This window comes from Inquilinus limosus DSM 16000, assembly GCF_000423185.1.
Classification (GTDB): Bacteria; Pseudomonadota; Alphaproteobacteria; order DSM-16000; family Inquilinaceae; genus Inquilinus; species Inquilinus limosus.
Map to the genome: position 1 here is coordinate 274,560 of NZ_AUHM01000005.1, position 23,540 is coordinate 298,099.

Sequence of the window (23,540 nt, forward strand, 5' to 3'; positions counted from 1 at the left end):
CGCTGACGGCCAGGCGGCCGACCGAATGTCGAGGCTATCGATAGTAGACCGACGGCGTGCTTGTCCATGCCGGCGGGCGGGCCGGCCGTTGCCCGCCGGTCAGAAAGTCTCCACCCACGGCCGCAGCTCGATCTCCCAGGTCCAGGCGCTGCGCGGCTGGCGCAGCAGGTCGAGATAGCTCTGGGCGACGGCGTCGGGGTGGAGCGTGCTGTCCGGCTTGTTGGGCGGGTCCTCGCGCCCGGCCTCGCGGATCTGGCCGTCGATCACGACATGGGCGACGTGGATGCCCTGCGGCGCCAGCTCGCGCGCCATGCTCTGGGCCAGGCCGCGCAGCGCGAACTTGCCCATGGCGAAGGGGGCGGAGCGGGCATAGCCCTTGACGCTCGCCGAGGCGCCGGTGAACAGGATCGCGCCGCGGCCCTTCGGCAGCATCCGCCGCGCCGCCTGCTGCCCGACCAGGAAGCCGCCATAGGCGGTCACCGCCAGCGCCTTCTGGACCTCGGCCGGGTTCAGGTCGACCAGCGGGCCGCGCAGCCGGCCGCTGGCGTTGTAGACCACCACATCCGGGTCGCCGAAGCGCTGCTGCACCGCGTCGAACAGCCCGGCCACGGCCTGGGCGTCCGCGGCGTCGGCGGCGAAGGCGGCGCCGCCGGTCTCCTCGACCAGCGGCCTCAGCTTGTCGATGTCGCGCGCGGCCAGGGCGACGCGCAGCCCCTGGCGGGAGAGCAGCCGGGCCAGCGAGGCGCTGAGCCCGCTGCCGGCGCCGACGATCAGGGCGTTCTTGTAGATCTCGCGGCTCATGGCGTCCTCGGAACCGGGCGCCGTCGATGCGGCCCCCACGCCGTATCATGTCGTCGGCGTGTCCCCCGGCCGCAAGCGGTCAGTGGTGAGGCCGGCGGGTCGGGGCGACCGTGCGGATCTTGCCGGCCTGCACCTTCCGGTCCTTCCGTTCGGCCTCGATCTCGCTGCGCCGCTGCTCCTCGGAATGCTGATCCTCCTGCCGCATGGCGTATTGGCGGGGGCCGCCTCGATCCGCCTCCGGGCCCGGTTTCCGGCTGGTCATCGCGCTCTCCATTCTCCGCTGTCAAAGGGGCAATGCCGGCATTGCGCCGGCCGTTCCCGCGGATCGGCTCAGGGGCGGGCGTTTGATATTTCATATATTCAATGTAAAAAATATTATATTGACTCATTGTCGATTGTATATTCTCGTTAAATCAACATCGAATCTCGGAATTGCGCGTGTCGCGCGCTCTCCGACGGCCCCCGACCGCGAGGACCCATGACCCGAGCCACCGTCGCCGAACGCGCCCGCAGCTTCTTCTCCCTGCCGCAGCAGGGCTCGCCGGAGGCGGAGCGGCTGCACCGCAAGCAACGCCTGGCCGCGGCCTTCCGCATCTTCGCCCGGCGCGGCTTCGACCAGGGCCTGGCCGGCCACATCACCGCCCGCGACCCGGAGCTGACCGACCATTTCTGGGTCAATCCGCTGGGCCGGCATTTCGGCCAGATCCGCGCCTCCGACCTGCAGCTGGTCAACGAGCACGGAGAGATCGTGGTCGGCGACCAGCCGATCAACGAGGCCGCCTTCGTCATCCATGCCGCGATCCACAAGGCGCGGCCGGATGTCGTGGCCGCTGCCCACACCCATTCGACTACGGCAAGGCCTGGTCGACCCTCGGCCGGCTGCTCGACCCGATCACCCAGGATTCCTGCACCTTCTACGGCGACCACGCGCTCTATGGCGAATTCCACGGCGTGGTGCTGGAGGCGGAGGAGGGCCGGCGCATCGTCGAGGCGCTGGGCGACAGGAAGGCGGTGATCCTGCAGAACCACGGCTTCCTGACCGTCGGCCCGTCGATCGAGGCCGCGGCCTGGTGGTACGTCGCCATGGACAACGCCGCGCATGCCCAGCTGCTGGCCGAGGCCGCGGGCCGGCCGATCGTGCTCGACCCCGAGACCGCGAAACTCACCTACGACCGGGTCAGCGGGCCGACCGGCGGCGCCCTCAGCTTCAAGCCGCTGTGGGACTGGATCACCGCCGCCGAGCCCGACCTGCTCGACTGATGCCCGCCAACCCCGAAAGGCTTTCGCCATGACCATAGAGATCATCGGCATGATCTGGGCCCGCCCGACCTCGGACCTGGAGACGCTGCCGGGGCCGGCGGTGCAGCCGGAGTTCATCAGCCGCATCACCCGCCTGCACGAGGAGGGCGGCTTCGACCGCGTCCTGGCCGGCTACTGGACCAACGCCGCCGACGGCTTCCTGGTGGCGGCCCATGCCGGCGCCGCGGCGCCGAGGATCAAGCTGCTGCTGGCCCATCGCCCCGGCTTCGTGGCCCCGACCGTGGCGGCGCGCAAGCTGGCGACGCTGGACCAGCTGCTCGGCGGGCGGCTGGCGCTGCACGTCATCTCCGGCGGCGACGACGAGGACCAGCGCAAGGACGGCGACTATGCCGGCCACGACGCCCGCTACCGCCGCACCGACGAATATGTCGAGATCCTGCGCCGGGTCTGGACCAGCGACGGACCGGTCAGCCACCACGGCGCCCATTACCGCTTCGACAGCGCCTCGCCCGAGGTGAAACCGGCGCAGTCGCCGCATCCGCCGATCTTCTTCGGCGGCGCCTCCGAAGCCGCGATCGCGGTCGCCGGCCGGCACGCCGATGTCTACGCCTTCTTCGGCGAGCCCCTGGCCGATGCGCGGAAGCTGATCGCGCGGGTGCGGGCGTCGGCGGCGCGGCACGGGCGCGAGATCGCCTTCAGCTGGTCGAACCGGCCGATCCTGGGCCGCACCGAGAAGGAGGCGTGGGAGAAGGCCCGGCACCTGCTGGAGCGCGCCCTTGCCCACAAGGAGGGCACGGCGCCGGAGACGCTGATCGCCTCCTCCCAGGCGATCAACGCCCAGCGGCTGGTCGCGCTCGCCGGGCGCGGCGAGGTGCTGGACGAGCGGCTGTGGACGCCGATGGCGCTGGTGCTGGGCGGCCGCGGCAATTCGACCGCGCTCGTCGGCACGCCGGAGCAGGTGGCGCGGGCGATGTTGCGCTACCGCGAGATCGGCGTGTCCCGCTACATCATCCGCGGCTGGGACCCGCTGCCCGACGTGGCCGAATACGGGCGCGAGCTGGTGCCGCTGCTGAAGGACCTGGCGGCGAATGAGGGCCGCACCGTGGTCCCCTTCGCCCGGAGGGCGTGATGGGCGCGACCCCGACCCGCCGCGACCTGGCGCGCCTCGCCTTCGCCCTGCCGCTGGCGGCGCTGGCCCGCCCGGCCCGGGCGCAGGCGACCGCGCTCTCGGTCGGCGACCAGCTGTTCGGCAACCGCTCGGTGGTCGAGGTCGCGGGCCAGGCCCGGGACCTGCCCTATGCGATCGACTGGAAGCAGTTCCCGGCCGCCCAGCCGCTGCTCGAGGCGCTGAATGCCGGGGCGCTCGACGTCGGGATGATGGGCGACCTGTCCTTCTTCACCGTCTTCGCCGCCGGGGCACCGCTGCGCGCGATCGGCGCCTACCGGTCCGACCCGGCCACCCAGGCGATCCTGGTGCGATCCGACTCGCCGATCCGGGACGTGGCGGAGCTGAAGGGGAAGCGGCTCGCCGGCACCCGCGCCGGCTGGGGCCAGTTCCTGATCCTGGCGACGCTGAAGCGGGCCGGCATCGACCCGTCGGAGATCGAGATCGTGCTGCTGCCGCCGCCGGAGGCGCGATCGGCGCTGGCCGCCGGCGCCATCGACGCCTGGGCGGTGTGGGAGCCCTATGTCTCGCAGGAGATCCTGGAGCGCGGCGCCCGGGTGGTGGCGGACGGCCGCGGCCTGTCACCGACCGTCACCTTCGTCGCCGCCCATGTCGACGCGATCGCGGCCAAGCACGCGGCGCTGCAGGACTTCCTCGGCCGGCTCAGCGCCGGGCGGGCCTGGGTCCGTGCCCATCCGGCCGAGTACGCCCGCTACTACGCCGAGCTGTCGAAGATCCCGGAGGCGGTGGTGCAGCGCTCGACCGAGCAGCAGCAGGCCGGGTTTGTGGCCCTCGACGACTCGATGGTGGCGGAACTGCAGCGCGCCGCGGACCTGACGGTGGAGTTCGGCATCCTGCGCGACCGGGTGGACGTCGCGTCCACCATCGACCGCAGCTTCTCCGTGGTCTGACCTCCGCCGGGGGATGGCGGGGGAGGGGAGGAAGGCCCGGCCGGGGAATGGCCGGGCCTTCCCATGCCGCGTCAGCCGCGCTGGTCGATGCCGGCGGCCTCGACGGCCAGGCCGAAGCCGAGCAGCCGGGCCTCGTCACCGGCGGGGGCGGAGAGCAGCAGGCTGGTCGGCAGGCCGCGGCTATCCAGCCCGGTCGGCAGCGCCAGGCCGCAGGTGGTCAGGATGTTGCCGATCATGGTGTTGCGCAGGCTGCGCAGATTGACCTGATGGTACAGCTCTACATCGGCCTCCAGCGGCGCGATCTCCGGCGCCGCATGCGGCACGGTGGGGAAGGCCAGCAGCGCGCCGTTCAGCTCCGCCGCCAGGGCCGGGGTCAGCCGCCGGCGCATGGCCTGGATCGCCAGCAGGTCGACCGCCGTCATCCGCTTGCCGCCGGAGATGCGGGAGGTGATGCGCGGGTCGACCCGCGCCGCGTCCGGCCCTTCCATCAGCTCGCGATGGAAGGCATAGGCCTCCGCCGCGGTCAGCGAGCCATGCGCGGCGCCGGTCGCGGCCATCTCGTCCAGGATGGCGATGCGCCGCCGCTCGACCCGCGCCCCGCCGGCCGACAGGGCGGACAGCGCCCGTTCGAAATTCGCGGCGACGCCGTCCTCGGCTTGGTCGAAGACGATGTTCTCCGGCACCACCAGCCGTAGGTCCGACAGCCCGGCGCGGCGGATCTCGGTGGCCACGGCGCCGCGCAGCGCGGCGTCCAGCAGGATGCAGTCCTCCACCGACCGAGCGAGGGGGCCGATCGTGTCCAGGGTCTGCGACAGCGGGAACACGCCGCTCTTGTCGATCCGGCCCTCGGAGGTCTTCAGGCCGACTAGGCCGTTGAACGCGGCCGGGATGCGCACCGACCCGCCGGTATCGGTGCCGATGGCGCAGGGCGCCAGGCCGCGCGCCACGGCGACGGCGGAGCCGGAGGAGGAGCCGCCCGGCGCCCGCGGCGCCGCGGCATCGAACGGGTTCAGCGGCGTGCCGTAGTGCGGGTTCAGCCCCAGCCCCGAATAGGCGAATTCGCTGAGATTGACCTTGCCCAGGCTGACCATGCCGGCGCCGGCCAGGTGGCGCGCGATCGGCGCATCCGCCGCGGCCGGCGGGGCGTGGCGCCGCACCTCGGCCCCGGCGGTGGTGACGGTGCCTTCCAGATCGACCAGATCCTTCCAGGCCACCGGCACGCCGTCCAACGGCCCCAGCGGCCGGCCGGCGCGGTAGCGCTTCAGGCTCGCCTCCGCCTCGCGCCGCGCCCGTTCCTCGGTCACGAGCAGGAAGATCGCCCGATCCGGGCAGGCGCGGATGCGGTCGAGGAAGAACTCGGTCACGGCCACCGGGTCGGTCGCCCCGGCGAGGTAGAGCCGGCCGAGGGCGGCGGCGGAGGTCTGCGACAGGTCGACGGTCACGGCGGCGCTGGTCCCGCGGCCCCGGATCCCCATCGCCCCGGCGGGCCGCCGGCCGGGCGCGATCCGCCTACTCGACCAGCCGCGGGCCGATTTGTCGATAGCCGCCTGCAAGCAATCGAGAAGGGCCGGACCATCCCAATTCTGTCATTGCCGGGCGGGTCCTCGGGTCAAGGCCGAGGACGAGCATCCAGGAATGTCGGTGCCGCTCCGGGTGGCCGGGTGCCGCTACTGCAGAATGACCACGGCTTCGACCTCGAAGAGCATGGGGTCGATTGCGAGCTTGGGAACGGGAATCAGGGTCTGCGCCGGCAGCGCCGCGCCGAACATTTCCTTGACGCTCTGGCTCAGCACCCCAAGCTTGGACATGTCGTGATCGACCACGAAGACCGTGAGCTTGGCGACCTGATCCGGCCTGGCGCCGAGCGCATCGAGCGCGGTGCGCAAATTTGCGTAGGCCTGCTTAACCTGGACAGCGAAGTCGGGCGACAAGGCTCCCGTGCTGTCTTGGCCGCCCTGTCCGGAGATGTAGGCCACCCGGGCTTCGCGGGGCGTGATCACGGCCGTGCTGTAGCCATTCGGCGACGGGTCGTAGAGGTTCTTTGGATTGACGATGGTCAGCGTGAGGTCATTCTCCTTCGCTGTCGTCGCAGTGGGAACGCCCATGGTCATGATGATTAACCCTCCGAAAAGCAGATGCTTGATTGCGCGTGTGACGATCTTTTCTTGGCTCTGCGCACGGCGAGCAGCGCACCCTCGCGGCCGACGGGATTGAGCGTTCCTTCGCGCCGCTGCCGCCCCGCCTCGCCTAAACCGTCACAAAGAACACTCGCAGCCGGTGGCCGTCGGGGTCGAGGGCGACGAAGGTATGGCCGAAATCCATCGTGGTCGGCGGCTGCAGGATCGGCAGGCCGCGGCCGCGCCAGTCGTCGTGCAGGGCCTCGACCGTGGCGGCGTCGGCGACGCTGAAGCCGATCTCGCCGCCCCCGCCGGCCGCCGTCGCCGCCGGCTCGACCGTGTGCCGCGACCACAGCCCCAGCTTGGCCCCGCCCTCGAGCACGAACAGCGCGAAGGTCGGCGAGGATTCGACCGGTTGGCGGTCCAGCAGCCCGGCATAGAAGGCGGCGCTGGCCGGCGGGTTGTCGACATAGAGGATGGTGTAGCTCGGAACTGGCATCGCGGTTCTCCTGGTGCGGAGACTTCCCACCCATCCACCCTCACCGTCATTGCGAGGAGGCGAAGCCGACGAAGCAATCCAGGGCCACGCCAAACGGCCCTGGATGGCTTCGCTGCGCTCGCCATGACGGTGTTGGCACTGTGAGAAGGTCTCTTCGTGGCGACCGGCCCAGGATGGACGCCCCATGCTGTCAATTTCCGGCAGCAATCAATCGCGAACCGAAATGCCCTGGCTCTCGCGCCATTCCTTCAGCAGCGCTTGGCGCCGGCGCGGATAGCGCGCCTCCTGCGCCGTCGCCTCCAGGATCCGGTCGGTGCGGAAGTGGCGGAAGCCCTGGCGCAGCTCGCACCACGCCACCACCATGCGGACCTGGTCGAAGAAGCCGAGGGCGAAAGGCCAGATCACGCGCCGCGTCTCCGCCCCCTGCGGGCTGCGATAGGCGATGGCCAGCTTGCGCTCGGCCCGGATCGCCCGGCGCACGTCGGCGAGGTCGATGCTGCCGCCGGCGATCACCAAGCCGGGGCCGACCAGCAGGGCGGTGGCGTCGAGCTCCCGGCGCAGATCCTCCGGCAGGACCGCCGCGATCTTGGCCAGGGCGTTGCGCGCGGCCTCGCCCAGCCGGCCGTCGGCGCGCTGGGCCACCCAGCGCGAGCCCAGCACCAGCGCCTCGATCTCGTCCTCCGAGAACATCAGCGGCGGCAGCATGAAGCCGGGCCGCAGCACGTAGCCCAGCCCCGGCTCGCCCTCGATGTCGGCGCCCTGGGCCTGCAGCGTGGCGATGTCGCGGTACAGGGTGCGCAGGCTGACCCCGGTCTCGGCCGCCAGAACGCGCCCGCTGACCGGGCGGCGGTGCCGGCGCAGCACCTGGATCAGCCCCAGCAGGCGCTCGGATCGCGACACGGCCCCTCCTCTTCGAAGAGGCGATACTGCCAGATGCTGGCAGCAGCGTCAGGGTCTGATCATTTGGCCAGTGATCGTGCCCTCGACCGCCTCGACATAGGCGCGAGCGACATCGGCCGCGGGCGTGCCGCCGTCCCGGCCCATCGCCAGCAGCGTCTCGCGCACCCAGCCGGGGCTGACGGCGTTGACCCTGAGGCCGCGCGGCAGCTCCAGCGCCGCGGCGCGGACAAAGGCCTCCAGACCGGCATTGACCAGGGCGCCGAAGGCGGCGCCGGCCATCGGCGGATCGAAGGTCCCGACGGTCAGGGTGACCGAACCGCCGTCGCGCAGATGGGGCAGGGCCTGGCGCAGCAGCCTCACCTGGCCCAGCAGCTTGCCCTGCAGCCCCCGGAAGAACTCCGCATCCGGGGCATCGAGCGGCGCCATCCGGGCGCTGGCGGCGCAGCAGACCACCGCGTCGACCGGGCCTACCGCGGCCAGCAGCGCCGCGATCGACTCCGGGTCCTCCATATCGACCGCAGGTGACCCGGTGCGTGACGTCCGCACCACCTCGTGCCGTTCCTCGAGCGCCGCGGCGACCGCCGCGCCGATCGTGCCGCTGGCGCCGATGACGATGATCTTCATGCCGCTACTCCCGTCTTCAGCCTGTAGGTCTCGGGGTCGTAGTCGTCGAGGTTCGGAAAGCGCAGCGGCTCGACCGTCGCCAGCGTCAGCAGCCGCTGCCGGTACTGCTCCAGATACGCCGTCCGGCCCTCCTTGCCGATCCGGGCCGGCTGCCAGGCGATGAAGGGCGGCAGCACGTCGAAGCCGGTGAAGCGCAGCATGCCGTGCTGGATCGGATAGAGCAGCTGGTGGATGTCGCCGTTCAGCCCGTCCGGCCCGTACATGCTGGCCGGGCCGCCCACGGTCAGCGACAGCATGGCCCGGCGCCCGGCGAAGCGGCCGCGGTCGTACCAGACCCCGCCGCCATAGACCGCCCCCATGGCGAAGACCCGGTCGACCCAGCCCTTCAGCATGGCCGGCAGCGAGAACCACCACAGCGGGAACTGGAGCACCAGCGCGTCGCACCAGAACAGCTTGTCCAACTCCGCCCGCACATCAGGGGCGAAGCCGCCGGTCTCGGTGGCGTGCACCTCCTCCTGCTGCTGCCTGAAATAATCCGGGTCCAGCACGCCGGTGAAGTTGGCGCGGCCGGAACGCGGGTCCCAGCCCATGGCATAGAGGTCGGAGACCACCAACTCGTGTCCGGCCTCGGGCAGGCAGCGCCGGGCCGTATCGGTCAGCGCGCCGTTGAAGCTGCGCGGCTCGGGATGGGCATGGACGATCAGGATCTTCATGGCTGTCCCCTCGGTGTTACGGGGTCAGGATGCGGCCTCGCCTTCTTGAAGAGAATGGCGCATAATCTTCAATAGCTTTGAAGGAAGTGATGCAGAATGCGCGGCAGCGACTTCGCCGAGCTGAAGGCCTTCGCGGCAGTGGCGGAAGCAGCCAGCTTCTCCCGCGCCGCCCGGCATCTCGGCGTGTCGCCCTCGGCCCTCAGCCAGACCTTGCGCGGGCTGGAGGAACGGCTGGGCGTGCGCCTGCTGAACCGCACCACCCGCAGTGTCGGCCCGACCGAGGCGGGAGAGCGCCTGCTGGACCGGCTGCGTCCGCTCTTCGCCGAGTTCGACCAGGCGGTGCAGGAGGTGAACCGATTCCGCGACACACCGGCCGGCCGGCTGCGGATCACCGTGCCGCGCCTTGCCGCCGCCCTCTTCGTCGGGCCGATGCTGGGCCGGTTTCACCGCGCCCATCCGGGCGTCGAGCTGGAGGTGGTGGTCGACGACACCATCACCGACATCGTCGCCGGCCGCTTCGATGCCGGCATCCGGCTGGGCGAGACGCTGGAGCGCGACATGGTGGCCGTGCCGCTGACCGGCGTGCTGGAGCTGGCGGCGGTGGCTTCGCCGGACTATCTGGCCGAGCACGGCGTGCCGGCGACGCCCGCCGATCTCGCCCGCCACCGGTGCATCCGCTTCCGCTGGCCCGGCGGCGGCGACCTCTACCGCTGGGAGTTCGAGCGCGACGGCCGCGGCTTCGAGGCGGCGGTCGAAGGCCCGCTGGTGGTCAACGACACCGGGCTGATGCTGCAGGCGGCGCTGGGCGGCGTCGGCATCGCCTATATGCTCGACTGCCAGGTCCGGCCCGATGTCGAGGCCGGGCGGCTGCAGCGCGTGCTGCGGGACTGGTCGCCGCGCTTCCCGGGCTTCTATGTGTACCATCCCGGCCGCCGGCAGATGCCGCCGGCGCTGCGCGCCTTCATCGAGGCGCTGCGCCGCCCGGGATAGGGGCCATCCGCACGCCGGGATGGCGGCCCGCTCCGGCTGACCCCGGCGACGTCAGCGCCCGGGATAGGGCGTGCCGTCCTTGTGCAGGAACCGGCCGTCGCTGCTGGGGCTCATCATGTCGATGTCGGAGCAGGTGATCACGTCGGCGGGCGAGCGCGAGCCGACCTCGAGATAGACCGCCGTCGTGCCGGACCGGTTGATCATGTGATGGCCGTTGCCCGAGTTCTTGGCGAAGGCCGCGCAATCGCCGGCCCGCAGCACCGTCTCGCCGTCATCCTCGATCAGCGTCAGCTCGCCTTCGAGCACATAGACGAACTCGTCCTCGGCTGAATGCCAGTGGCGCTGGCTCGACCAGTTGCCCGGCGGCAGGCGCATCAGGTTGACCCCGAAATCGGTCAGGCCGCCGGCATTGCCCAGCCGCTGTCGCACGCGTTCGGCACAGGGCACGTCGAAGGGTGGCGGATACCCCGTGCCTTTGACTTCCGGCACGGCGGTGATGTCGATCTTGGGCATGGCGGTCCCTCCCTGCGGGTTGCGGACCAGCATAGCCCGCGGTGCAGCCGGCGGAAGCCTCAGGCGGCACCGCGGCGGCGGTTGGCCGAGGAGGCGATGGCGATCCCGCCCAGCACCACCAGGCCGCCGAGGATCTCGCGCGGGCCCACCGTCTCGTGCAGCACCAGCACGCCCAGCAGCACGGTCCAGACCGGGGTGAGATAGGCGTTCATCGACCCCAGCGTCGGCCCGGCCAGGCGCAATATCTGCATGTACAGCGCGATCGGCACGGCGGTGGAGAAGATGCCGAAGGCCAGCAGCTCCAGCCCATGCGCCGGCGCCGCGGCGAAGGCGGAAGGGCCGGTGACGGCCAGCACCACGGCCATGCTCGGCAGGCCGGAGAAAGCCTGCTGCCCAAGCGCCAGCCGCACCGGCTGCGGCGACGGGATGCTGCGGACATAGATCACGCCGAAGGCATAGCTGGCGGCCGTCGCCGCCATCGCCAGCGGGCCGAACAGCCCGGCCGGGCTGTCGGCGAAAGCGGCGGGGCCGAGCAGGATCGCCATGCCGGCGAATCCGACCAGCACGCCGGCGCCGCGCCGCCCGGTCAGCCGCTGGTCGGGGAAGATCAGATGCGCCAGCACCGCCACCATCAGCGGGCTCGACGCCGCGATCAGCGCCGCCAGCCCGGCCTCGGTGTCGGCCAGGGCATAGGCGGTCAGCGTGTTCGGGATGATGCCCTGCAGGACGCCCAGCACCATCCAGTCGCGCCACTCCCGGCCGCGCGGGAGAATGCTTCGGCCCCGCGCCAGCAGCCACAGAGCCAGCAGGCCGCCGCCCATCACCCCGCGGATGGCGGCCAGGGGCAGCGGGGCGAAGTCCGTGCCCAGCACCTTCATCAGCAGATAGGCGGTTGCCCACAGGAAGGAACACAGCAGCAGCAGGCCCAGCAGCGGGGCGCTGCCGGAGGCCTTGGCGGCGACGTCGGCGGACGACGAACTCATGCGCGCCCGTCCGGCGCCGGCCGTGTGTCGAGATCAATCATTGGTCGCTTCCTCCCGCTGGGCCGGCAAGGTGGCGGAAATCCGGTTCCGCGGGAAGAGGCTGGCTTCTGGGTGCTCAGGCTGTCCGGTCGATCAGGCGGCCGATGGTGTCGCCGCCATCCGCGCCTCGTAGGCCTTGCCCCAATGCGACATGGCGGTGACGGCGTCGTTCAGGGTCAGGCCGAACTCGGTCACCGAATACTCCACCCGCGGCGGCACCTCGGCGAAGACCTCGCGGCGGATGATGCCGTCGGCCTCCATCTCGCGCAGCTGCAGGGTCAGGATCCGCTCGCTGATGCCGGGCAGCAGCCGCCTCAGCTCGCCGAATCGGCGCGGGCCGAGATGCAGCTCCCACAGGATGTCGGTCTTCCACTTGCCGCCGATCACCGCCAGGGCGGTGCTCCAGCCGCAGCCGTCGCTTCGATGAGGCTTCATTTCCGTAATACTTACATCGGTGTGCGTGACTGATTTCATTGTAAGTACTTGATGGGGATCAAGTCGAGCGTAGATTTCGGGCCGATCTTTCATCCGGAGATTGCACATGGAGCCTGAGATTTCCGTCATCGGCACGGGGCGGATGGGATCCGCCCTGGTGCGCGCCCTGCTGAAGCAGGGCTATCCGACCCGTGTCTGGAACCGCACGGCGGAGCGGACGGCGCCGCTGCTGGCGCTCGGGGCGCAGGCGGCGCGGACGGTGGCGGCGGCGGCCGATGCGGCGCGGATCGTCATCGTCAACGTATCCGACTACGCGGCGAGCGGCCGCCTGCTGCGGACGGCGGAGGTCGAGGCGGCGCTGCGCGGCCGGCTGCTGCTGCAGCTGACCTCCGGCTCGCCGGGCCAGGCGCGCGAGGCGGCTTCCTGGGCGGCGCGGCACGGCATCGACTATCTCGACGGCGCGATCATGGCGACGCCGAACTTCATCGGCGAGCCCGGCGCGACCATCCTCTATTCCGGCCCGGCCGCGCTGTTCGAGCGGCACCGGCCGGTCCTCCTGGCGTTCGGCGGCAACCCGCAGCATGTCGGCGAGGATCCCGGCCATGCCTCGGCGCTCGACGCCGCCCTCCTGGTGCAGATGTGGGGCGCGCTGTTCGGCGCCCTGCAGGGCATCGCGGTGTGCGGGGCGGAGGGGATCCCGCTCGCCGCCTACGAGGCGCAGATGCCGGCGTTCAAGCCGGTGGTGGACCTGGCCGTGGCCGATCTCGTCGGCCGGGTCCGGCAGGGCCGCCTCGTCGGCGACGAGGCGACGCTGGCCTCGGTCGGGGCGCATCACGCCGCCTTCCGGCAGCTGCTTGAGCTGTATCGCGAACGCGGTCTGGACGGCACGGTGCCGGATGCCTTCGACCGGGTGTTCCGGGCGGCGATCGCGGCCGGCCATGACGCGGACGATTTCGCCGTGCTCAGCCGCTTTGTAAGCTAGGGCCGGGGAGGCCGAGGCCATGGATGATCGAGGGGAAGAAACGCGGGTCGCGTCCTGCGCCTGCGGCAGCTTGCGGGTGACGGTCGCGGGCCCGCCGCTGGGCGTCTATGCCTGCTGCTGCCTGGAATGCCAGCGGGCCACGGGCAGCGCCTTCGCCGTCCGGGCCCGGTTCGCGGAGTCCGCGATCGTGTCGGTCGAAGGCGAGACCCGGCAGTGGCGCCGCGGCAGCGAGGTCGGCCGCTGGCTCGAGCACGTCTTCTGCCCGGGCTGCGGCGGCCTGGTGTTCATGCGCGCCGAAGGCCTCCCCGGCGCGATCTCGGTATCGGTCGGGTGCTTCGCCGATCCGGGCTTCGAGCCGCCGGCCCGGGCCTACTGGACGTCCAGGAAGCCCGGCTGGTGCGGGCTGTCCGGGGTCGCCGAGATCGCCCGGCAGTAGCCGCGGTCACCGACCGAGGGCAATCGAGTGAAGAGATGCCCGCCTATTTATGCCGACGGCCCGAAATATTGACCCGTCATGGCGAGGCGCGGAGCGCCGTGGCCATCCAGGGGGGCGGTGCCGCTGGATGGCCACGCCCCTTCGGGGCTCGTCATGACGAAGAAAGGCCGGAGAGTCGATCTCAATAGCGTTGGTACCACTGTTTTCGCGGATTGCCGTAGCCACCGGCTGCCGCTCAGCCCTCCAGCAGCGGCGCCACGGCGACGCTGCGGCCGCTGTCGATGCTGTCCAGCGCCGCGACGCCGCACAGCACCGCCAGGGCGCCGGCGCGGGCGTCGGCGCGCAGGCCCAGCGGGTCCGGCAGGCCGGGCCGGAACAGCATCGCCTGCATCTTCGGGTCGCCGCCCCAGTGGCCGCCATGCTCCTGCGGCACCCAGACGTGCTCGACACCCTTGAAGTTGCGCATCAGCAGGATCTCGTCGGCCGGCGGCACGGCCCAGGGCTGGCGCTCGTACTGCCGCACCTCGATCCGGCCTCTGGTGCCGTTGAAGGCCAGGTGGTGACCCTCGATCGGCATGAAGGTGTTGAGCGAGTAGGAGACCTGGACGCCGCTGCGGTAGCGCAGCGCCGCGCTCATCGTGTCCGGGATGTCGATGTCCTCGCGGAACACGCAGGCGTCGCGGACATAGCCGTCCTCGCGCGACGGGTCCTCGTACAGCATGGTCAGCCAGGCATCGGCCGAGACGTCGAAATGGAAGTCGCACTCCCCGGCGCGGGCGCAGTCCTTGCAGCGGGTGCCGCGGAACGGGCCCTTGCGGCCGTAATGGCGCAGCTCGCCGCGGGCGAAGACCTCCTCGGGCTCGGCGGCCAGATACCAGTTCAGCAGGTCGAAATGATGCGTCGCCTTGTGCACGAACAGGCTGCCGGAGTTGCGGCGATAGGCGTGCCAGCGGCGGAAATAGTCGGCGCCGTGCTTGACGTCGAGATACCAGTGGAAATCGACCGACACGACGTCGCCGATCGCGCCGTCCAGCAGCAGCTGCTTGATCCGCTGCGAGGTCGGGGCGTAGCGGTAGTTGAAGGTGACGTCGACCCGGCGGCCGGTGCGCGCCTCGGCGGCCAGGATGCGGCGGCACTTCTCCGCCGTGGTCGTCATCGGCTTCTCGGTGATGGCGTCGACCCCCGCCTCCAGCGCCGTGACGATGTGCTCGTCATGCACGCTGTCGCGGCTGCAGACGATCAGCCGGTCCGGCCGGGTCTCGCGCAGCATCGCGCCGAGATCGGTGAAGACCGGCGCCTCGACGCCGATCGCCGCCCGCGCCCGCTCCAGCCGCAGCGGGTTCTGGTCGCACAGCCCTACCATCTCGACCACGTCGCCGACCTGGGCCAGCAGTTCCTTGCCCCAGGTTCCGGCGCCGCGATGGCCGGTTCCGACCAGCGAGACCCTCGTCTTGCCTTCGCCCATCTCCGCCTCCAACCCCCGTTACAGGGTGCAATGCGTCTCGTAGCGCTCGATGCAGGTCTTCAGGACCTCGTCGCCCGGGCGCTTCCACCAGGTCTCGGCCGAGAAGATCTCGACCTCCTGCCGCCCGAAGAAGCCGGCCGCCTCGATCGCGGCGCGGATGCCGCGCAGGTCGATCACGCCGTCGCCCATCATGCCGCGGTCCAGCAGCAGGTCCTTCGTCGGCACTAGCCAGTCGCAGATGTGATGCGCCAGGATGCGTCCCTCCGCGCCCGCCCGGGCGATCTGCGGCATCAGCTCCGGGTCCCACCAGACATGGTAGACGTCGATGGCGACGCCGATGCCGTCGCCCAAGAGGTCGCAGATGTCCAGCGCCTGTTTCAGCGTGTTCACGCAGGCGCGGTCGGCCGCGTACATCGGATGCAGCGGCTCGATCGCCAGCGGGATGCCGCAGGCCCGGGCGTGCGGCAGGATGGCGGCGATGCCGTCGGCCACCATCTGCCGGGCGGCGGCGATGTCGCGCGATCCCGGCGGCAGGCCGCCGACCACCAGAACCAGGCAGTCGGCCCCCAGCTCCGCCGCCTCGTCGACCGCGCGCTTGTTGTCGTCGATCGCGGCCTTCCGCGCCTCCGGGTCGCCGGCCGGGAACATGCCGCCGCGGCACAGGCCGGTGACCTGGAAGGCGTTGTCGCGCACGATCCGCGCGGCCTCGGCCAGGCCGATCTTCTGCACCTGGTCGCGCCAGGGGGCGATGGCGGTGATGCCGTGGCCCAGGCAGGCCTCGGCCGCCTGGCGCATGTCCCATTGCTGGCGGACGGTGGCGAGGTTGATGGACAGGCCCCCAATAGGCGTGCCGGTCGCCATGGGTCAGATCTCCGAAGCTCCGTCGGCCATCGCCGACCAGTCAGGGGTGAGGGCGGTGCCCAGGCCGCGTGCGGCCAGCACCGAGCCGAGGGCGAGCCGCCCGCCGCGGATCGCCAGCCGGGCACGGCCGCCGGATTCGGCGTAGAGGTCGGGATGGGCGGCCAGGAAGGCGCGCTGCTCCGCCGCCGGCGCGCCGGCCATGCCGTCGACATAGTGGTGGCCGTTGCGCTCGACATGGCCGGTGCCGCCCAGCGCCGCCAGCACCAGATCCTGCTGCAGGGCGACGCCGCCCTGGGTGGTCAGATCCTCGGCCGACAGGAAGTAACGGCCGCCGTCCTCGGCGCTCCACTTGGCGATCCGGGCCCGGTTCAGCAGCGAGCGGTAGAACCCCTTGCAGGATTTCGACGACACGCCGCGATAGCCCAGCGCCCGGGCGCGCGGGAAGGCGTCGATGCCCGCGTCCGACTCGTCGATCTCGACCGGGATGCGCTCCGCCAGGGTGTGGATCGGCTCGGCCAGCGCCCGGGCGCGGGCGATCGGCTGCTCCAGGAACAGCACGGCGGCGCGCAGCCGGGCCAGGGCGGGATCGGCCTTGAGGCGGTCCCAGAACTCGGCCACAGGCCCGGCCTCGGCGAACTGCTCATTGCCGTCCAGCGTGACGCGGTAGTCGGGCAGCCGGTCCAGCACGGCGGCGATCCGGCGCAGCCGGTCCAGGTCGGAATCGGTCTGGCCGCTCAGCTTCAGCTTGAAATGGGTGTGGCCATAGGCGGCGATCGCCTGCTCCAGGCTCTGCGGCAGCCCGTCCTCCAGGCGCTCGGCGATCTCGGCGGTGGTGATCGGGTCAGCCAGCCCGACGGTGTGCCGGGCATGGATGTGGTCGGCGGGCGACAGTCCGGCCAGGAAACGGTCCAGATCGAAATCGCCGAGGTCGGGCGCGGTGGCAGTGGTCAGCCCGATCCGGTTGGCCCGCACCGCCGTGACCGCGTCGATCCCATCGATCCGGCACAGCGCGTCGATCACGGCGCGGTCGAACAGGGCGAGGCCGAAGGAGGCGATCAGCCCGCCCAGCCCCTCCGCCGCGCAGGCCGCATGCTGCCGCTCCTCGATCGCGGCGCTCAGCGCGAAGGCCGGGGCAGGGGCCGCTTCCAGATAGAACGGACGGGCGATGGCGAGCGACCGGCGCAGCTGATCGAAGTTCTGCGCCTCGGTCAGGGCCGGGTCCTTGTCGAACCATTTCGGCACCATCAGCTCGGCCGACTGCCCCTCGGCCCGGCGGCCGTCCTCGCCCTCGACCGTCAGCCGCAGGAAGGCCTGCGGCGCGCCGGTGACGGTGGCGGCGCCGAAGCGGAAGGGCAGGCGGAACCGCACCGGCCGCTCATACAGCCGGGCCTCGACGACACGCAGGCGGGGGGCGGTCACGGCAGCCTCATTCCACCCCACCCAGCGCCAGCACCTTGCGCATCCGATGCACCGCCCGGTCCGGATCACGCAGCACGCGGGCGGCGTCGGCCAGGCGGAACAGCTCGGCCAGATGTGTCAGCGACCGGGTGCTCTGCTGGCCGCCGATCATCAGGAAATGGTCCTGCAGGCCGTTCAGATACGCCAGGAACACCACGCCGGTCTTGTAGAAGCGGGTCGGCGCCTTGAAGATGTGGCGGCTCAGCGGCACGGTCGGCGCCAGGATCTCGTGGAACCCGGCCTCGTCCCCGGCCGTCAGCCGCGCCAGCCCGGCCGAGGCGGCGGGGGCAATGGCGTCGAAGATGCCCAGCAGCGCGTCGGAATAGCCCTGCTCGTCGCCGGCGATCAGCTCGGCATAGTTGAAGTCGTCGCCGGTGTACATGCGCACGCCCGCCGGCAGCCGGCGGCGCATCGCGATCTCCTTCTCCTTCGACAGCAGCGAGATCTTGATGCCGTCGACCTTGGCGGCGCTGTCTCGGATCACGGCCAGGCAGGTGTCCATCGCCCGGTCGTGGTCGGCGTCGCCCCAATAGCCGGCCAGGGCCGGGTCGAACATCTCGCCCAGCCAATGCAGGATCACCGGCTGCTTCACCTGCGACAGGATCCGGCCATAGACCCGGACATAGTCGTCCGGCCCCTTGGCGGCGGCGGCCAGCGCCCGGCTGGCCATCAAGATCACCCGCCCGCCCAGGCCTTCCACCGCCTCGACCTGCTGCTCATAGGCGGCGATCACGTCGGCGATGGTGACGCCGGGACCCGGCGGCAGATGGTCGGTGCCGGCGCCGCAGGCGATCACGGCGCCCGGCCGCTCCTTCGCCCCGGCCAAGGCCCGGCCGATCAGCGCCTTGGCCGTCGGCCAGTCGAGGCCCATGCCGCGCTGGGCGGTGTCCATCGCCTCGGCCACGCCGAGGCCGAGGTCCCACAGATAATGGCGGAAGGCGATGGTGCGGTCCCAGTCGACCGCGGCGTCCAGCCAGGGGTCGTTGTCGGCCAGCGGATCGGCCACGACATGCGCCGCGGCATAGGCGACCCGGTTGAAGGCCGGGGCGCTGCCCGGCGCCGGAATCGGCAGCGGTGCGTTGCGGATGCTGTAGGTCTCGAGACCGCCGCCGGCGCGGGGGAGGGTGAGGGAGGCCACGGGCTCAGCCCTCCACCGCCGGCAGGTCGATCCAGCGCCGCTCGGCCCAGCTGCGGAGGCCGGCCTCGGCCAGCTGCACGCCCTTCACGCCCTGCCACAGATCGTATTTCCACGGCGTGCCGGCGACGACGTGGCGGATGAAATCCTCCCACTGCGCCTTGAAGCCGTTGTCGTAGACCACGTTGTCCGGAACCTCGTCCCACTGGTCGAAGAAGTTCATGGTCTGCGGCTGGTCCGGGTTCCACACCGGGCGCGGCGTGTTCACCCGGTGCTGGGTCCAGCAGCGGGTCAGCCCGGCCACGGCCGAGCCGTGGGTGCCGTCGACCTGGAAGGTGACCAGGTCGTCGCGCCGCACCCGGACGGCCCAGGAGGAGTTGATATGGGCGATGACCCCGCCCTCGAGCTGGAAGGTGGCGTAGGCGGCATCGTCGGCATCGGCCTGGTAGCGCTTGCCGGCTTCGTCCACCCGCTCCGGAATATGGGTGGCGCCGAGGCAGCTGACCGACTTCACCTCGCCGAACAGGTTGTCCAGCACGTAGCGCCAGTGGCACAGCATGTCGAGGATGATGCCGCCGCCATCGCCCTTGCGGTAGTTCCAGCTGGGCCGCTGCGCCGGCTGCCAGTCGCCCTCGAACACCCAGTAGCCGAACTCGCCGCGGACCGAGAGGATGCGGCCGAAGAAGCCGGAATCGCGCAGCATGCGGATCTTCTGCAGCCCGGGCAGGTACAGCTTGTCCTGGACCACGCCGTGGCGGATGCCGCGGGCGGTCGCGTGGCGGGCCAGCTTCGTCGCCACCTCCAGCGTCTCGGCGATCGGCTTCTCGCAATAGACGTGCTTGCCGGCGTCGATGGCGCGGGTCAGCAGTTCGGCCCGCATCTGGGTCGAGCCGGCGTCAAAGAACAGCGTGTCGTCGGGATTGGCCAGCGCGCGGTCCAGATCCGTGCCCCAGCGGGCGATGCCATGGCGCTTGGCCAGGGCCTCGATCCTCTCGGCGTTGCGGCCGACCAGGATCGGGTCGGGCATCACCCTGTCGCCATTGGGCAGCGGCACGCCGCCCTGGTCGCGGATGGCGCAGATCGAGCGCACCAGATGCTGGTTGTAGCCCATGCGGCCGGTGACGCCGTGCATGATGATGCCGAGGCGCTGGGTGCCCATTCCGGTCTTCCCTCCCGTTGCGGCACGGGCGTCGATCCCGGGCCTTGATTGTAACCAACTGGTTACTAGCGGATCACGGAAAGGGCCTGCGCGTCAAGAGGCCGCGGCGAGGATCAGGGGCGCAGCGACGCCAGGATCATCTGGGCGATGTGCTCGCCCCAATCGGCCAGGGCCTTGGGCTCGGTCAGCTCGCGCCGGAAGATGGTCGACAGGGTGTAGCGGTTCGACAGGTAGAAGGCGCCCAGCGAGGCGATGCTGACATAGACTTTGACCGGGTCGGCATCGGCCCGGAACACGCCCTTGGCCGCGCCGCGCTTGAGCAGCTCGGAGATCACGGCGACCAGCGGCGAATGCAGATCGAAGATGCGGGCCGAGCGCTTCAGGTGCCGCGCCTTCATCAGGTTCTCGGTCTGCAGGAGGCTCAGGAATTCCGGGTGGTCGATGAAGTAGCGCCAGGTGAACAGCGCCAGCTCGCGGATGCCGTCGACCGGGTCGTGGTCGGCCAGGTGCAGCTTGCTCTCGGCCGAGCGGATGGCGACATAGGCGCCTTCCAGCACCGCCAAGTACAGGGCCTCCTTGTCGCCGAAATAGTGGTACAGCATGCGCTTGTTGGCGCCGGCGCGCTTGGCGATTTCGTTGATCCGCGCGCCGCTGTACCCTTTCTCGGTGAACTCCTTCACGGCGGCCGCCAGGATCGCGGCGCTGGTCCGCTCCGGGTCGCGCACGGCCTTGGCGGCGGGGCGTTTCGGCTTCTCGGCGGTCAGGGTGTCGGCGGTCTCGTCGCTGATGCTCACGGTGGGCGGGCCTCGATTGCGGCCGGGCGGCAGCGCCGCACCCGCCGGTGTTCGTGTTGACAGCCATCATCGCATCGATCAAGCTTGTAACCAACTGGTTATAACTTCACCTCCTGACGGCGATCGGAGGAACGACGATTCGGCCGGACGACCGGCCGCCCAGTGTCACGGTCCCTCGCGAAGAAGGGCACCAGCGCAAGGAGGAAACGAATGGCGACGCTGCGCATGAACCGCAGGCAGATTCTCGGATGGGGCGGGACCGCGGCCGGCCTGGCGCTGGCCGGCGCTCCGGGCCCCCTCTGGGCCCAGGACAAGCGCATCCGCATGTTCTGGTGGGGCTCCAAGGAGCGCGCCGATCGCACCAACAAGGTCAACAAGCTCTACGAAGCCGCCCACCCCGGCACGACCATCAACGGCGAGACGCTGGGCTGGCCCGACTACTGGCCGCGCCTCGCCACCCAGACCGCGGGCCGCAACGCGCCCGACGTGATCCAGATGGACTACCGCTACATCGTCGAATACGCGCGGCGCGGCGCGCTGCTGCCGCTCGACGAGTACATGCCGTCGGTCCTGAAGATCGAGGATTTCGGCAAGCCTGCAATCGATTGCGGCCGCGTCGAGGGCAAGCTCTACGGTGTCAATCTCGGCAACAACTCGACCGCCATCGTCTACGACATCGAGACGCTGCAGCAGATCGGCGCCGAGGAGCCGAAATGGGACTGGAGCTGGACGCAATGGGGCGACTGGTCGCTCAAGGTCGCCCAGGCCTCCAAGCGCGACGGGTTCTGGGGGATCGGCGACTGCGGCGGCATCGAGCCGGCGCTCGACTGCTGGCTGCGGCAGAAGGGGAAGGCGCTCTACACCGCCGAGGGCAAGCCCGGCTTCGATGCGGAGGTGATGACCGAATGGTTCGGCTTCTGGCACGAGCTGCGGCAGAAGAAGGCGATCCCGCCGGCCGACGTCCAGGCGCTGGACAAGCAGTCGCCGGAGACCAGCATGCTGGCGCTCGGCCACTCCGCCGCGATCATCACCAACTCGAACCAGCTCGTCGCGCATCAGGTGCTGAGCAAGACCAAGCTGAAGATGACGATGCAGCCGAGCGGCGGGCCGGGCGCCAAGCCGGGGCAGTATCTGAAGCCGTCGATGCTGTTCAGCATCTCGGCGCGCAGCCAGGTCGCCGAGGAGGCGGTGCGCGTCGCCAACTTCTACGTCACCGACGTCGAGGCCGGGAAGGTGCTGGGCGTCGAGCGAGGCGTCCCGGCGTCCAAGGCGCTGCGCGAGGCGGTGGCGCCGACGCTCGATGATCTCAGCCGGGCGATGCTCGACTATGTCTCCTTCATCACCGACAAGGTCGGCGACCTGCCGCCGTCGCCGCCGAAGGGCGCGGGCGAGATCAACTTCCTGCTGAAGCGGGTCAACGAGCAGGTCGGATTCGACCAGGCGTCGCCGGCCGACGGCGCCAAGCAGTTCGTCGACGAAGCCAACAGCATCCTCGATCGCGGGTGACGACATGACCATTGCGGTGCAGGCCTCGGGACGGGCGGCGGGAGTGCGGCGGGCGCGGCGGGTGACCTCCCGCGCCCTGTCGGGCTACCTGTTCCTGACGCCCTGGCTGATCGGCTTCATCGGCCTGACCGCCGGGCCGATCCTGGTCTCGCTCTACCTGTCCTTCACCGATTTCGACCTGCTGCAGGCTCCGAACTGGGTCGGGATGGCGAACTACGTCCGGATCGCCACCAATGATCCGAAGTTCCTGTCCTCGATGCAGGTCACCTTCCTGTTCGTGCTGTTCGCGGTGCCCTTGAAGCTGGCCTTCGCGCTCGCCGTGGCGATGATGCTGAACAAGGGCATCGCGGGCCTGCCGGTGTATCGCGCCCTGTTCTACCTGCCGTCGCTGCTGGGCGCGAGCGTCGCCATCGCCGTGCTGTGGCGGCAGCTCTTCGCCGGCAACGGGCTGGTCAACCAGTTTCTGAGCCTGTTCGGCATCCAGGGGCCGAGCTGGATCTCCAACCCGGACTACGCGCTGTCGACGCTGGTCGTCCTCAGCATCTGGCAGTTCGGGTCGCCGATGATCATCTTCCTCGCCGGGCTGCGGCAGGTGCCGCGCGACCTGTATGAGGCGGCGGCGATCGACGGCGCCGGGCCGTGGGCGCGGTTCTGGCGCATCACCCTGCCGCTCCTGACCCCCGTCGTGTTCTTCAACGCCGTGATCCAGACGATCGAGGCGTTCAAGGCCTTCACCCCGGCCTTCATCATCAGCGAGGGCACGGGCGGGCCGATCGACTCCACGCTCTTCTACACCCTGTACCTGTACCAGGAAGCCTTCAGCAACTTCCGCATGGGCTACGCCTCGGCGCTGGCCTGGGTGCTGGTCGTGATCATCGCGCTGTTCACCGCCTTTTCCTTCCTGTCGGCGCGCTACTGGGTGCACTACGATGACTGACCTCGTCCTCAGCAGCCCCACCCGCCGCCCGCTGTCGCGGTCGCTCCTGATCCATATCGCCCTCTGCGCCGCCTCGCTGGCGATGCTGTATCCGCTGCTGTGGATGCTCGCCAGCTCGTTCAAGGAGGACGCGCAGATCTTCTCCTCGGCCTCGCTGTGGCCGGAGAGCTTCAGCCTCGACGCCTATGTCCGGGGTTGGAGCGGGCTCGACATCAGCTTCGGCCAGTTCTTCTGGAACTCGGCGGTGATCTCGGTGCTGTCGGTGATCGGCAACGTCTTCGCCTGCTCGCTGACCGCCTTCGCCTTCGCCCGGCTGCAATTCCCGGGGCGCAACTTCTGGTTCGCGCTGATGCTGGGCACGCTGATGCTGCCCTATCACGTCACCCTGATCCCGCAATACGTGCTGTTCCTGAACCTGGAGTGGGTCGACACCTTCCTGCCGCTGGTGGTGCCGAAGTACCTCGCCTCCGACGCCTTCTTCATCTTCCTGATGGTGCAGTTCTTCCGCGGCATCCCGCGCGAGCTGGACGAGGCGGCGATGATGGACGGCTGCAAGCCCTGGACGATCTACTGGAAGATCATCCTGCCGCTGTCGAAGCCGGTGCTGGCCACGGCGGCGATCTTCTCCTTCATCTGGACCTGGGACGACTTCTTCGCCCCCCTGATCTACCTGAACGACATGGGGTCCTACACGGTCCAGCTCGGCCTCCGGAACTTCGTCGATTCGACCGGCAAGTCGGACTGGAGCGCGCTGTTCGCCATGTCCGTCCTGACCCTGCTGCCGGTGTTCTTCTTCTTCCTGTTCTTCCAGCGCCTTCTGATCGAGGGCGTCGCCACCACCGGACTCAAACGCTGAC

Annotated in this window: 25 protein-coding genes and 1 pseudogene; 9 read left to right on the forward strand and 17 right to left on the reverse strand. The window is 70.4% G+C overall.

What is annotated here, in order from left to right; translation table 11 throughout:
* Nucleotides 1-99: 99 nt before the first annotated feature.
* Nucleotides 100-801: an SDR family NAD(P)-dependent oxidoreductase gene (locus tag G537_RS0108630; RefSeq protein ID WP_026869776.1), complete on the reverse strand. Its 702-nt coding sequence runs from the start codon at nt 799-801 to the stop codon at nt 100-102.
* A 79-nt stretch (nt 802-880) separates the two neighbouring features.
* On the reverse strand, nt 881-1,063 hold the full coding sequence (locus G537_RS0108635) for a hypothetical protein (RefSeq protein WP_026869777.1): 183 nt from the start codon (nt 1,061-1,063) through the stop codon (nt 881-883).
* A gap of 216 nt (nt 1,064-1,279) precedes the next feature.
* Between G537_RS0108635 and G537_RS37045 the strand changes: the two are divergent.
* From G537_RS37045 to G537_RS0108650, 3 genes and pseudogenes are all read left to right on the forward strand, one after another.
* Nucleotides 1,280-2,061: pseudogene (locus G537_RS37045) on the forward strand (class II aldolase/adducin family protein).
* Between the two features lie 28 nt (nt 2,062-2,089).
* Nucleotides 2,090-3,190, forward strand: a complete 1,101-nt coding sequence (locus tag G537_RS0108645) for an LLM class flavin-dependent oxidoreductase (RefSeq protein ID WP_026869778.1) — start codon at nt 2,090-2,092, stop codon at nt 3,188-3,190.
* Nucleotides 3,190-4,137: an ABC transporter substrate-binding protein gene (locus G537_RS0108650; protein ID WP_026869779.1), complete on the forward strand. Its 948-nt coding sequence runs from the start codon at nt 3,190-3,192 to the stop codon at nt 4,135-4,137. Before G537_RS0108645 ends, G537_RS0108650 begins: the two co-directional genes overlap by 1 nt.
* 71 nt (nt 4,138-4,208) lie before the next feature.
* Here G537_RS0108650 and G537_RS0108655 read toward each other — a convergent pair whose 3' ends face one another.
* From G537_RS0108655 to G537_RS0108680, 6 genes are all read right to left on the reverse strand, one after another.
* Nucleotides 4,209-5,579: an amidase gene (locus tag G537_RS0108655; RefSeq protein ID WP_026869780.1), complete on the reverse strand. Its 1,371-nt coding sequence runs from the start codon at nt 5,577-5,579 to the stop codon at nt 4,209-4,211.
* Nucleotides 5,580-5,804: 225 nt separating this feature from the next.
* Nucleotides 5,805-6,248, reverse strand: coding sequence for a RidA family protein (locus G537_RS0108660; protein WP_051248204.1), 444 nt, complete (start codon nt 6,246-6,248; stop codon nt 5,805-5,807).
* A 136-nt stretch (nt 6,249-6,384) separates the two neighbouring features.
* Complete coding sequence (locus tag G537_RS0108665) at nt 6,385-6,753, reverse strand: VOC family protein (protein WP_026869782.1); 369 nt, start codon at nt 6,751-6,753, stop codon at nt 6,385-6,387.
* Between the two features lie 207 nt (nt 6,754-6,960).
* Nucleotides 6,961-7,653 (reverse strand): helix-turn-helix transcriptional regulator, encoded by a 693-nt coding sequence (locus G537_RS0108670; protein WP_026869783.1) that lies wholly within the window; start codon nt 7,651-7,653, stop codon nt 6,961-6,963.
* 48 nt (nt 7,654-7,701) lie between these two features.
* On the reverse strand, nt 7,702-8,277 hold the full coding sequence (locus G537_RS0108675) for a short chain dehydrogenase (protein ID WP_026869784.1): 576 nt from the start codon (nt 8,275-8,277) through the stop codon (nt 7,702-7,704).
* Nucleotides 8,274-8,990: an NAD(P)H-dependent oxidoreductase gene (locus G537_RS0108680; RefSeq protein ID WP_026869785.1), complete on the reverse strand. Its 717-nt coding sequence runs from the start codon at nt 8,988-8,990 to the stop codon at nt 8,274-8,276. The genes G537_RS0108675 and G537_RS0108680 overlap by 4 nt, the downstream gene beginning before the upstream one ends.
* Nucleotides 8,991-9,086: 96 nt before the next feature.
* On the opposite strand from G537_RS0108680, the gene G537_RS0108685 reads away from it, so the two are divergent.
* On the forward strand, nt 9,087-9,980 hold the full coding sequence (locus tag G537_RS0108685; protein WP_026869786.1) for a LysR family transcriptional regulator: 894 nt from the start codon (nt 9,087-9,089) through the stop codon (nt 9,978-9,980).
* Between the two features lie 51 nt (nt 9,981-10,031).
* Here the strand turns inward: G537_RS0108685 and G537_RS0108690 are convergent, their stop codons facing one another.
* From G537_RS0108690 to G537_RS0108700, 3 genes are all read right to left on the reverse strand, one after another.
* Nucleotides 10,032-10,493: a cupin domain-containing protein gene (locus tag G537_RS0108690; RefSeq protein WP_026869787.1), complete on the reverse strand. Its 462-nt coding sequence runs from the start codon at nt 10,491-10,493 to the stop codon at nt 10,032-10,034.
* A 59-nt stretch (nt 10,494-10,552) separates the two neighbouring features.
* Nucleotides 10,553-11,476, reverse strand: a complete 924-nt coding sequence (locus G537_RS0108695; protein ID WP_026869788.1) for a DMT family transporter — start codon at nt 11,474-11,476, stop codon at nt 10,553-10,555.
* A 132-nt stretch (nt 11,477-11,608) separates the two neighbouring features.
* On the reverse strand, nt 11,609-11,950 hold the full coding sequence (locus tag G537_RS0108700; RefSeq protein WP_026869789.1) for a winged helix-turn-helix transcriptional regulator: 342 nt from the start codon (nt 11,948-11,950) through the stop codon (nt 11,609-11,611).
* A gap of 106 nt (nt 11,951-12,056) precedes the next feature.
* On the opposite strand from G537_RS0108700, the gene G537_RS37050 reads away from it, so the two are divergent.
* Entirely contained in the window at nt 12,057-12,932 is an 876-nt protein-coding gene (locus G537_RS37050) for an NAD(P)-dependent oxidoreductase (RefSeq protein ID WP_034851031.1), read from the forward strand.
* Between the two features lie 19 nt (nt 12,933-12,951).
* Nucleotides 12,952-13,368, forward strand: a complete 417-nt coding sequence (locus G537_RS0108710) for a GFA family protein (protein ID WP_026869790.1) — start codon at nt 12,952-12,954, stop codon at nt 13,366-13,368.
* Nucleotides 13,369-13,603: 235 nt separating this feature from the next.
* Here G537_RS0108710 and G537_RS0108715 read toward each other — a convergent pair whose 3' ends face one another.
* The 6 genes from G537_RS0108715 to G537_RS0108740 form a co-directional block, all read right to left on the reverse strand.
* On the reverse strand, nt 13,604-14,833 hold the full coding sequence (locus G537_RS0108715) for a Gfo/Idh/MocA family protein (RefSeq protein ID WP_026869791.1): 1,230 nt from the start codon (nt 14,831-14,833) through the stop codon (nt 13,604-13,606).
* 18 nt (nt 14,834-14,851) lie between these two features.
* Nucleotides 14,852-15,694: a sugar phosphate isomerase/epimerase family protein gene (locus G537_RS0108720; protein ID WP_026869792.1), complete on the reverse strand. Its 843-nt coding sequence runs from the start codon at nt 15,692-15,694 to the stop codon at nt 14,852-14,854.
* 3 nt (nt 15,695-15,697) lie between these two features.
* Nucleotides 15,698-17,113, reverse strand: a complete 1,416-nt coding sequence (locus tag G537_RS0108725; RefSeq protein ID WP_026869793.1) for an enolase C-terminal domain-like protein — start codon at nt 17,111-17,113, stop codon at nt 15,698-15,700.
* 7 nt (nt 17,114-17,120) lie between these two features.
* Nucleotides 17,121-18,290: a dihydrodipicolinate synthase family protein gene (locus G537_RS0108730; protein ID WP_026869794.1), complete on the reverse strand. Its 1,170-nt coding sequence runs from the start codon at nt 18,288-18,290 to the stop codon at nt 17,121-17,123.
* Nucleotides 18,291-18,294: 4 nt separating this feature from the next.
* Complete coding sequence (locus tag G537_RS0108735; RefSeq protein ID WP_026869795.1) at nt 18,295-19,446, reverse strand: Gfo/Idh/MocA family protein; 1,152 nt, start codon at nt 19,444-19,446, stop codon at nt 18,295-18,297.
* 113 nt (nt 19,447-19,559) lie between these two features.
* On the reverse strand, nt 19,560-20,240 hold the full coding sequence (locus tag G537_RS0108740; protein WP_155888547.1) for a TetR/AcrR family transcriptional regulator: 681 nt from the start codon (nt 20,238-20,240) through the stop codon (nt 19,560-19,562).
* Nucleotides 20,241-20,450: 210 nt separating this feature from the next.
* On the opposite strand from G537_RS0108740, the gene G537_RS0108745 reads away from it, so the two are divergent.
* The 3 genes from G537_RS0108745 to G537_RS0108755 are packed head-to-tail and all read left to right on the forward strand — an operon-like array spanning nt 20,451 to nt 23,539.
* Nucleotides 20,451-21,746 carry an ABC transporter substrate-binding protein gene (locus G537_RS0108745; protein WP_034851034.1) on the forward strand — a complete coding sequence of 432 codons (1,296 nt, stop codon included), beginning with the start codon at nt 20,451-20,453 and terminating at the stop codon, nt 21,744-21,746.
* Nucleotides 21,747-21,750: 4 nt separating this feature from the next.
* Complete coding sequence (locus G537_RS0108750; RefSeq protein ID WP_026869798.1) at nt 21,751-22,683, forward strand: carbohydrate ABC transporter permease; 933 nt, start codon at nt 21,751-21,753, stop codon at nt 22,681-22,683.
* Nucleotides 22,676-23,539, forward strand: a complete 864-nt coding sequence (locus tag G537_RS0108755; protein ID WP_026869799.1) for a carbohydrate ABC transporter permease — start codon at nt 22,676-22,678, stop codon at nt 23,537-23,539. Before G537_RS0108750 ends, G537_RS0108755 begins: the two co-directional genes overlap by 8 nt.
* Nucleotide 23,540 lies beyond the last annotated feature (1 nt).

Excerpts from the sequence above, each read along its gene's own strand:
- G537_RS0108630 (WP_026869776.1), bottom strand. The coding sequence starts at position 801 with ATGAGCCGCGAGATCTACAAGAACGCCCTGATCGTCGGCGCCGGCAGC.
- G537_RS0108635 (WP_026869777.1), bottom strand. The coding sequence starts at position 1,063 with ATGACCAGCCGGAAACCGGGCCCGGAGGCGGATCGAGGCGGCCCCCGC.
- G537_RS0108645 (WP_026869778.1), top strand. The coding sequence starts at position 2,090 with ATGACCATAGAGATCATCGGCATGATCTGGGCCCGCCCGACCTCGGAC.
- G537_RS0108650 (WP_026869779.1), top strand. The coding sequence starts at position 3,190 with ATGGGCGCGACCCCGACCCGCCGCGACCTGGCGCGCCTCGCCTTCGCC.
- G537_RS0108660 (WP_051248204.1), bottom strand. The coding sequence starts at position 6,248 with ATGACCATGGGCGTTCCCACTGCGACGACAGCGAAGGAGAATGACCTC.
- G537_RS0108665 (WP_026869782.1), bottom strand. The coding sequence starts at position 6,753 with ATGCCAGTTCCGAGCTACACCATCCTCTATGTCGACAACCCGCCGGCC.
- G537_RS0108675 (WP_026869784.1), bottom strand. The coding sequence starts at position 8,277 with ATGAAGATCATCGTCATCGGCGCCAGCGGCACGATCGGCGCGGCGGTC.
- G537_RS0108680 (WP_026869785.1), bottom strand. The coding sequence starts at position 8,990 with ATGAAGATCCTGATCGTCCATGCCCATCCCGAGCCGCGCAGCTTCAAC.
- G537_RS0108685 (WP_026869786.1), top strand. The coding sequence starts at position 9,087 with ATGCGCGGCAGCGACTTCGCCGAGCTGAAGGCCTTCGCGGCAGTGGCG.
- G537_RS0108690 (WP_026869787.1), bottom strand. The coding sequence starts at position 10,493 with ATGCCCAAGATCGACATCACCGCCGTGCCGGAAGTCAAAGGCACGGGG.
- G537_RS0108695 (WP_026869788.1), bottom strand. The coding sequence starts at position 11,476 with ATGAGTTCGTCGTCCGCCGACGTCGCCGCCAAGGCCTCCGGCAGCGCC.
- G537_RS0108700 (WP_026869789.1), bottom strand. The coding sequence starts at position 11,950 with ATGAAGCCTCATCGAAGCGACGGCTGCGGCTGGAGCACCGCCCTGGCG.
- G537_RS37050 (WP_034851031.1), top strand. The coding sequence starts at position 12,057 with ATGGAGCCTGAGATTTCCGTCATCGGCACGGGGCGGATGGGATCCGCC.
- G537_RS0108710 (WP_026869790.1), top strand. The coding sequence starts at position 12,952 with ATGGATGATCGAGGGGAAGAAACGCGGGTCGCGTCCTGCGCCTGCGGC.
- G537_RS0108715 (WP_026869791.1), bottom strand. The coding sequence starts at position 14,833 with ATGGGCGAAGGCAAGACGAGGGTCTCGCTGGTCGGAACCGGCCATCGC.
- G537_RS0108720 (WP_026869792.1), bottom strand. The coding sequence starts at position 15,694 with ATGGCGACCGGCACGCCTATTGGGGGCCTGTCCATCAACCTCGCCACC.
- G537_RS0108735 (WP_026869795.1), bottom strand. The coding sequence starts at position 19,446 with ATGGGCACCCAGCGCCTCGGCATCATCATGCACGGCGTCACCGGCCGC.
- G537_RS0108745 (WP_034851034.1), top strand. The coding sequence starts at position 20,451 with ATGGCGACGCTGCGCATGAACCGCAGGCAGATTCTCGGATGGGGCGGG.
- G537_RS0108750 (WP_026869798.1), top strand. The coding sequence starts at position 21,751 with ATGACCATTGCGGTGCAGGCCTCGGGACGGGCGGCGGGAGTGCGGCGG.
- G537_RS0108755 (WP_026869799.1), top strand. The coding sequence starts at position 22,676 with ATGACTGACCTCGTCCTCAGCAGCCCCACCCGCCGCCCGCTGTCGCGG.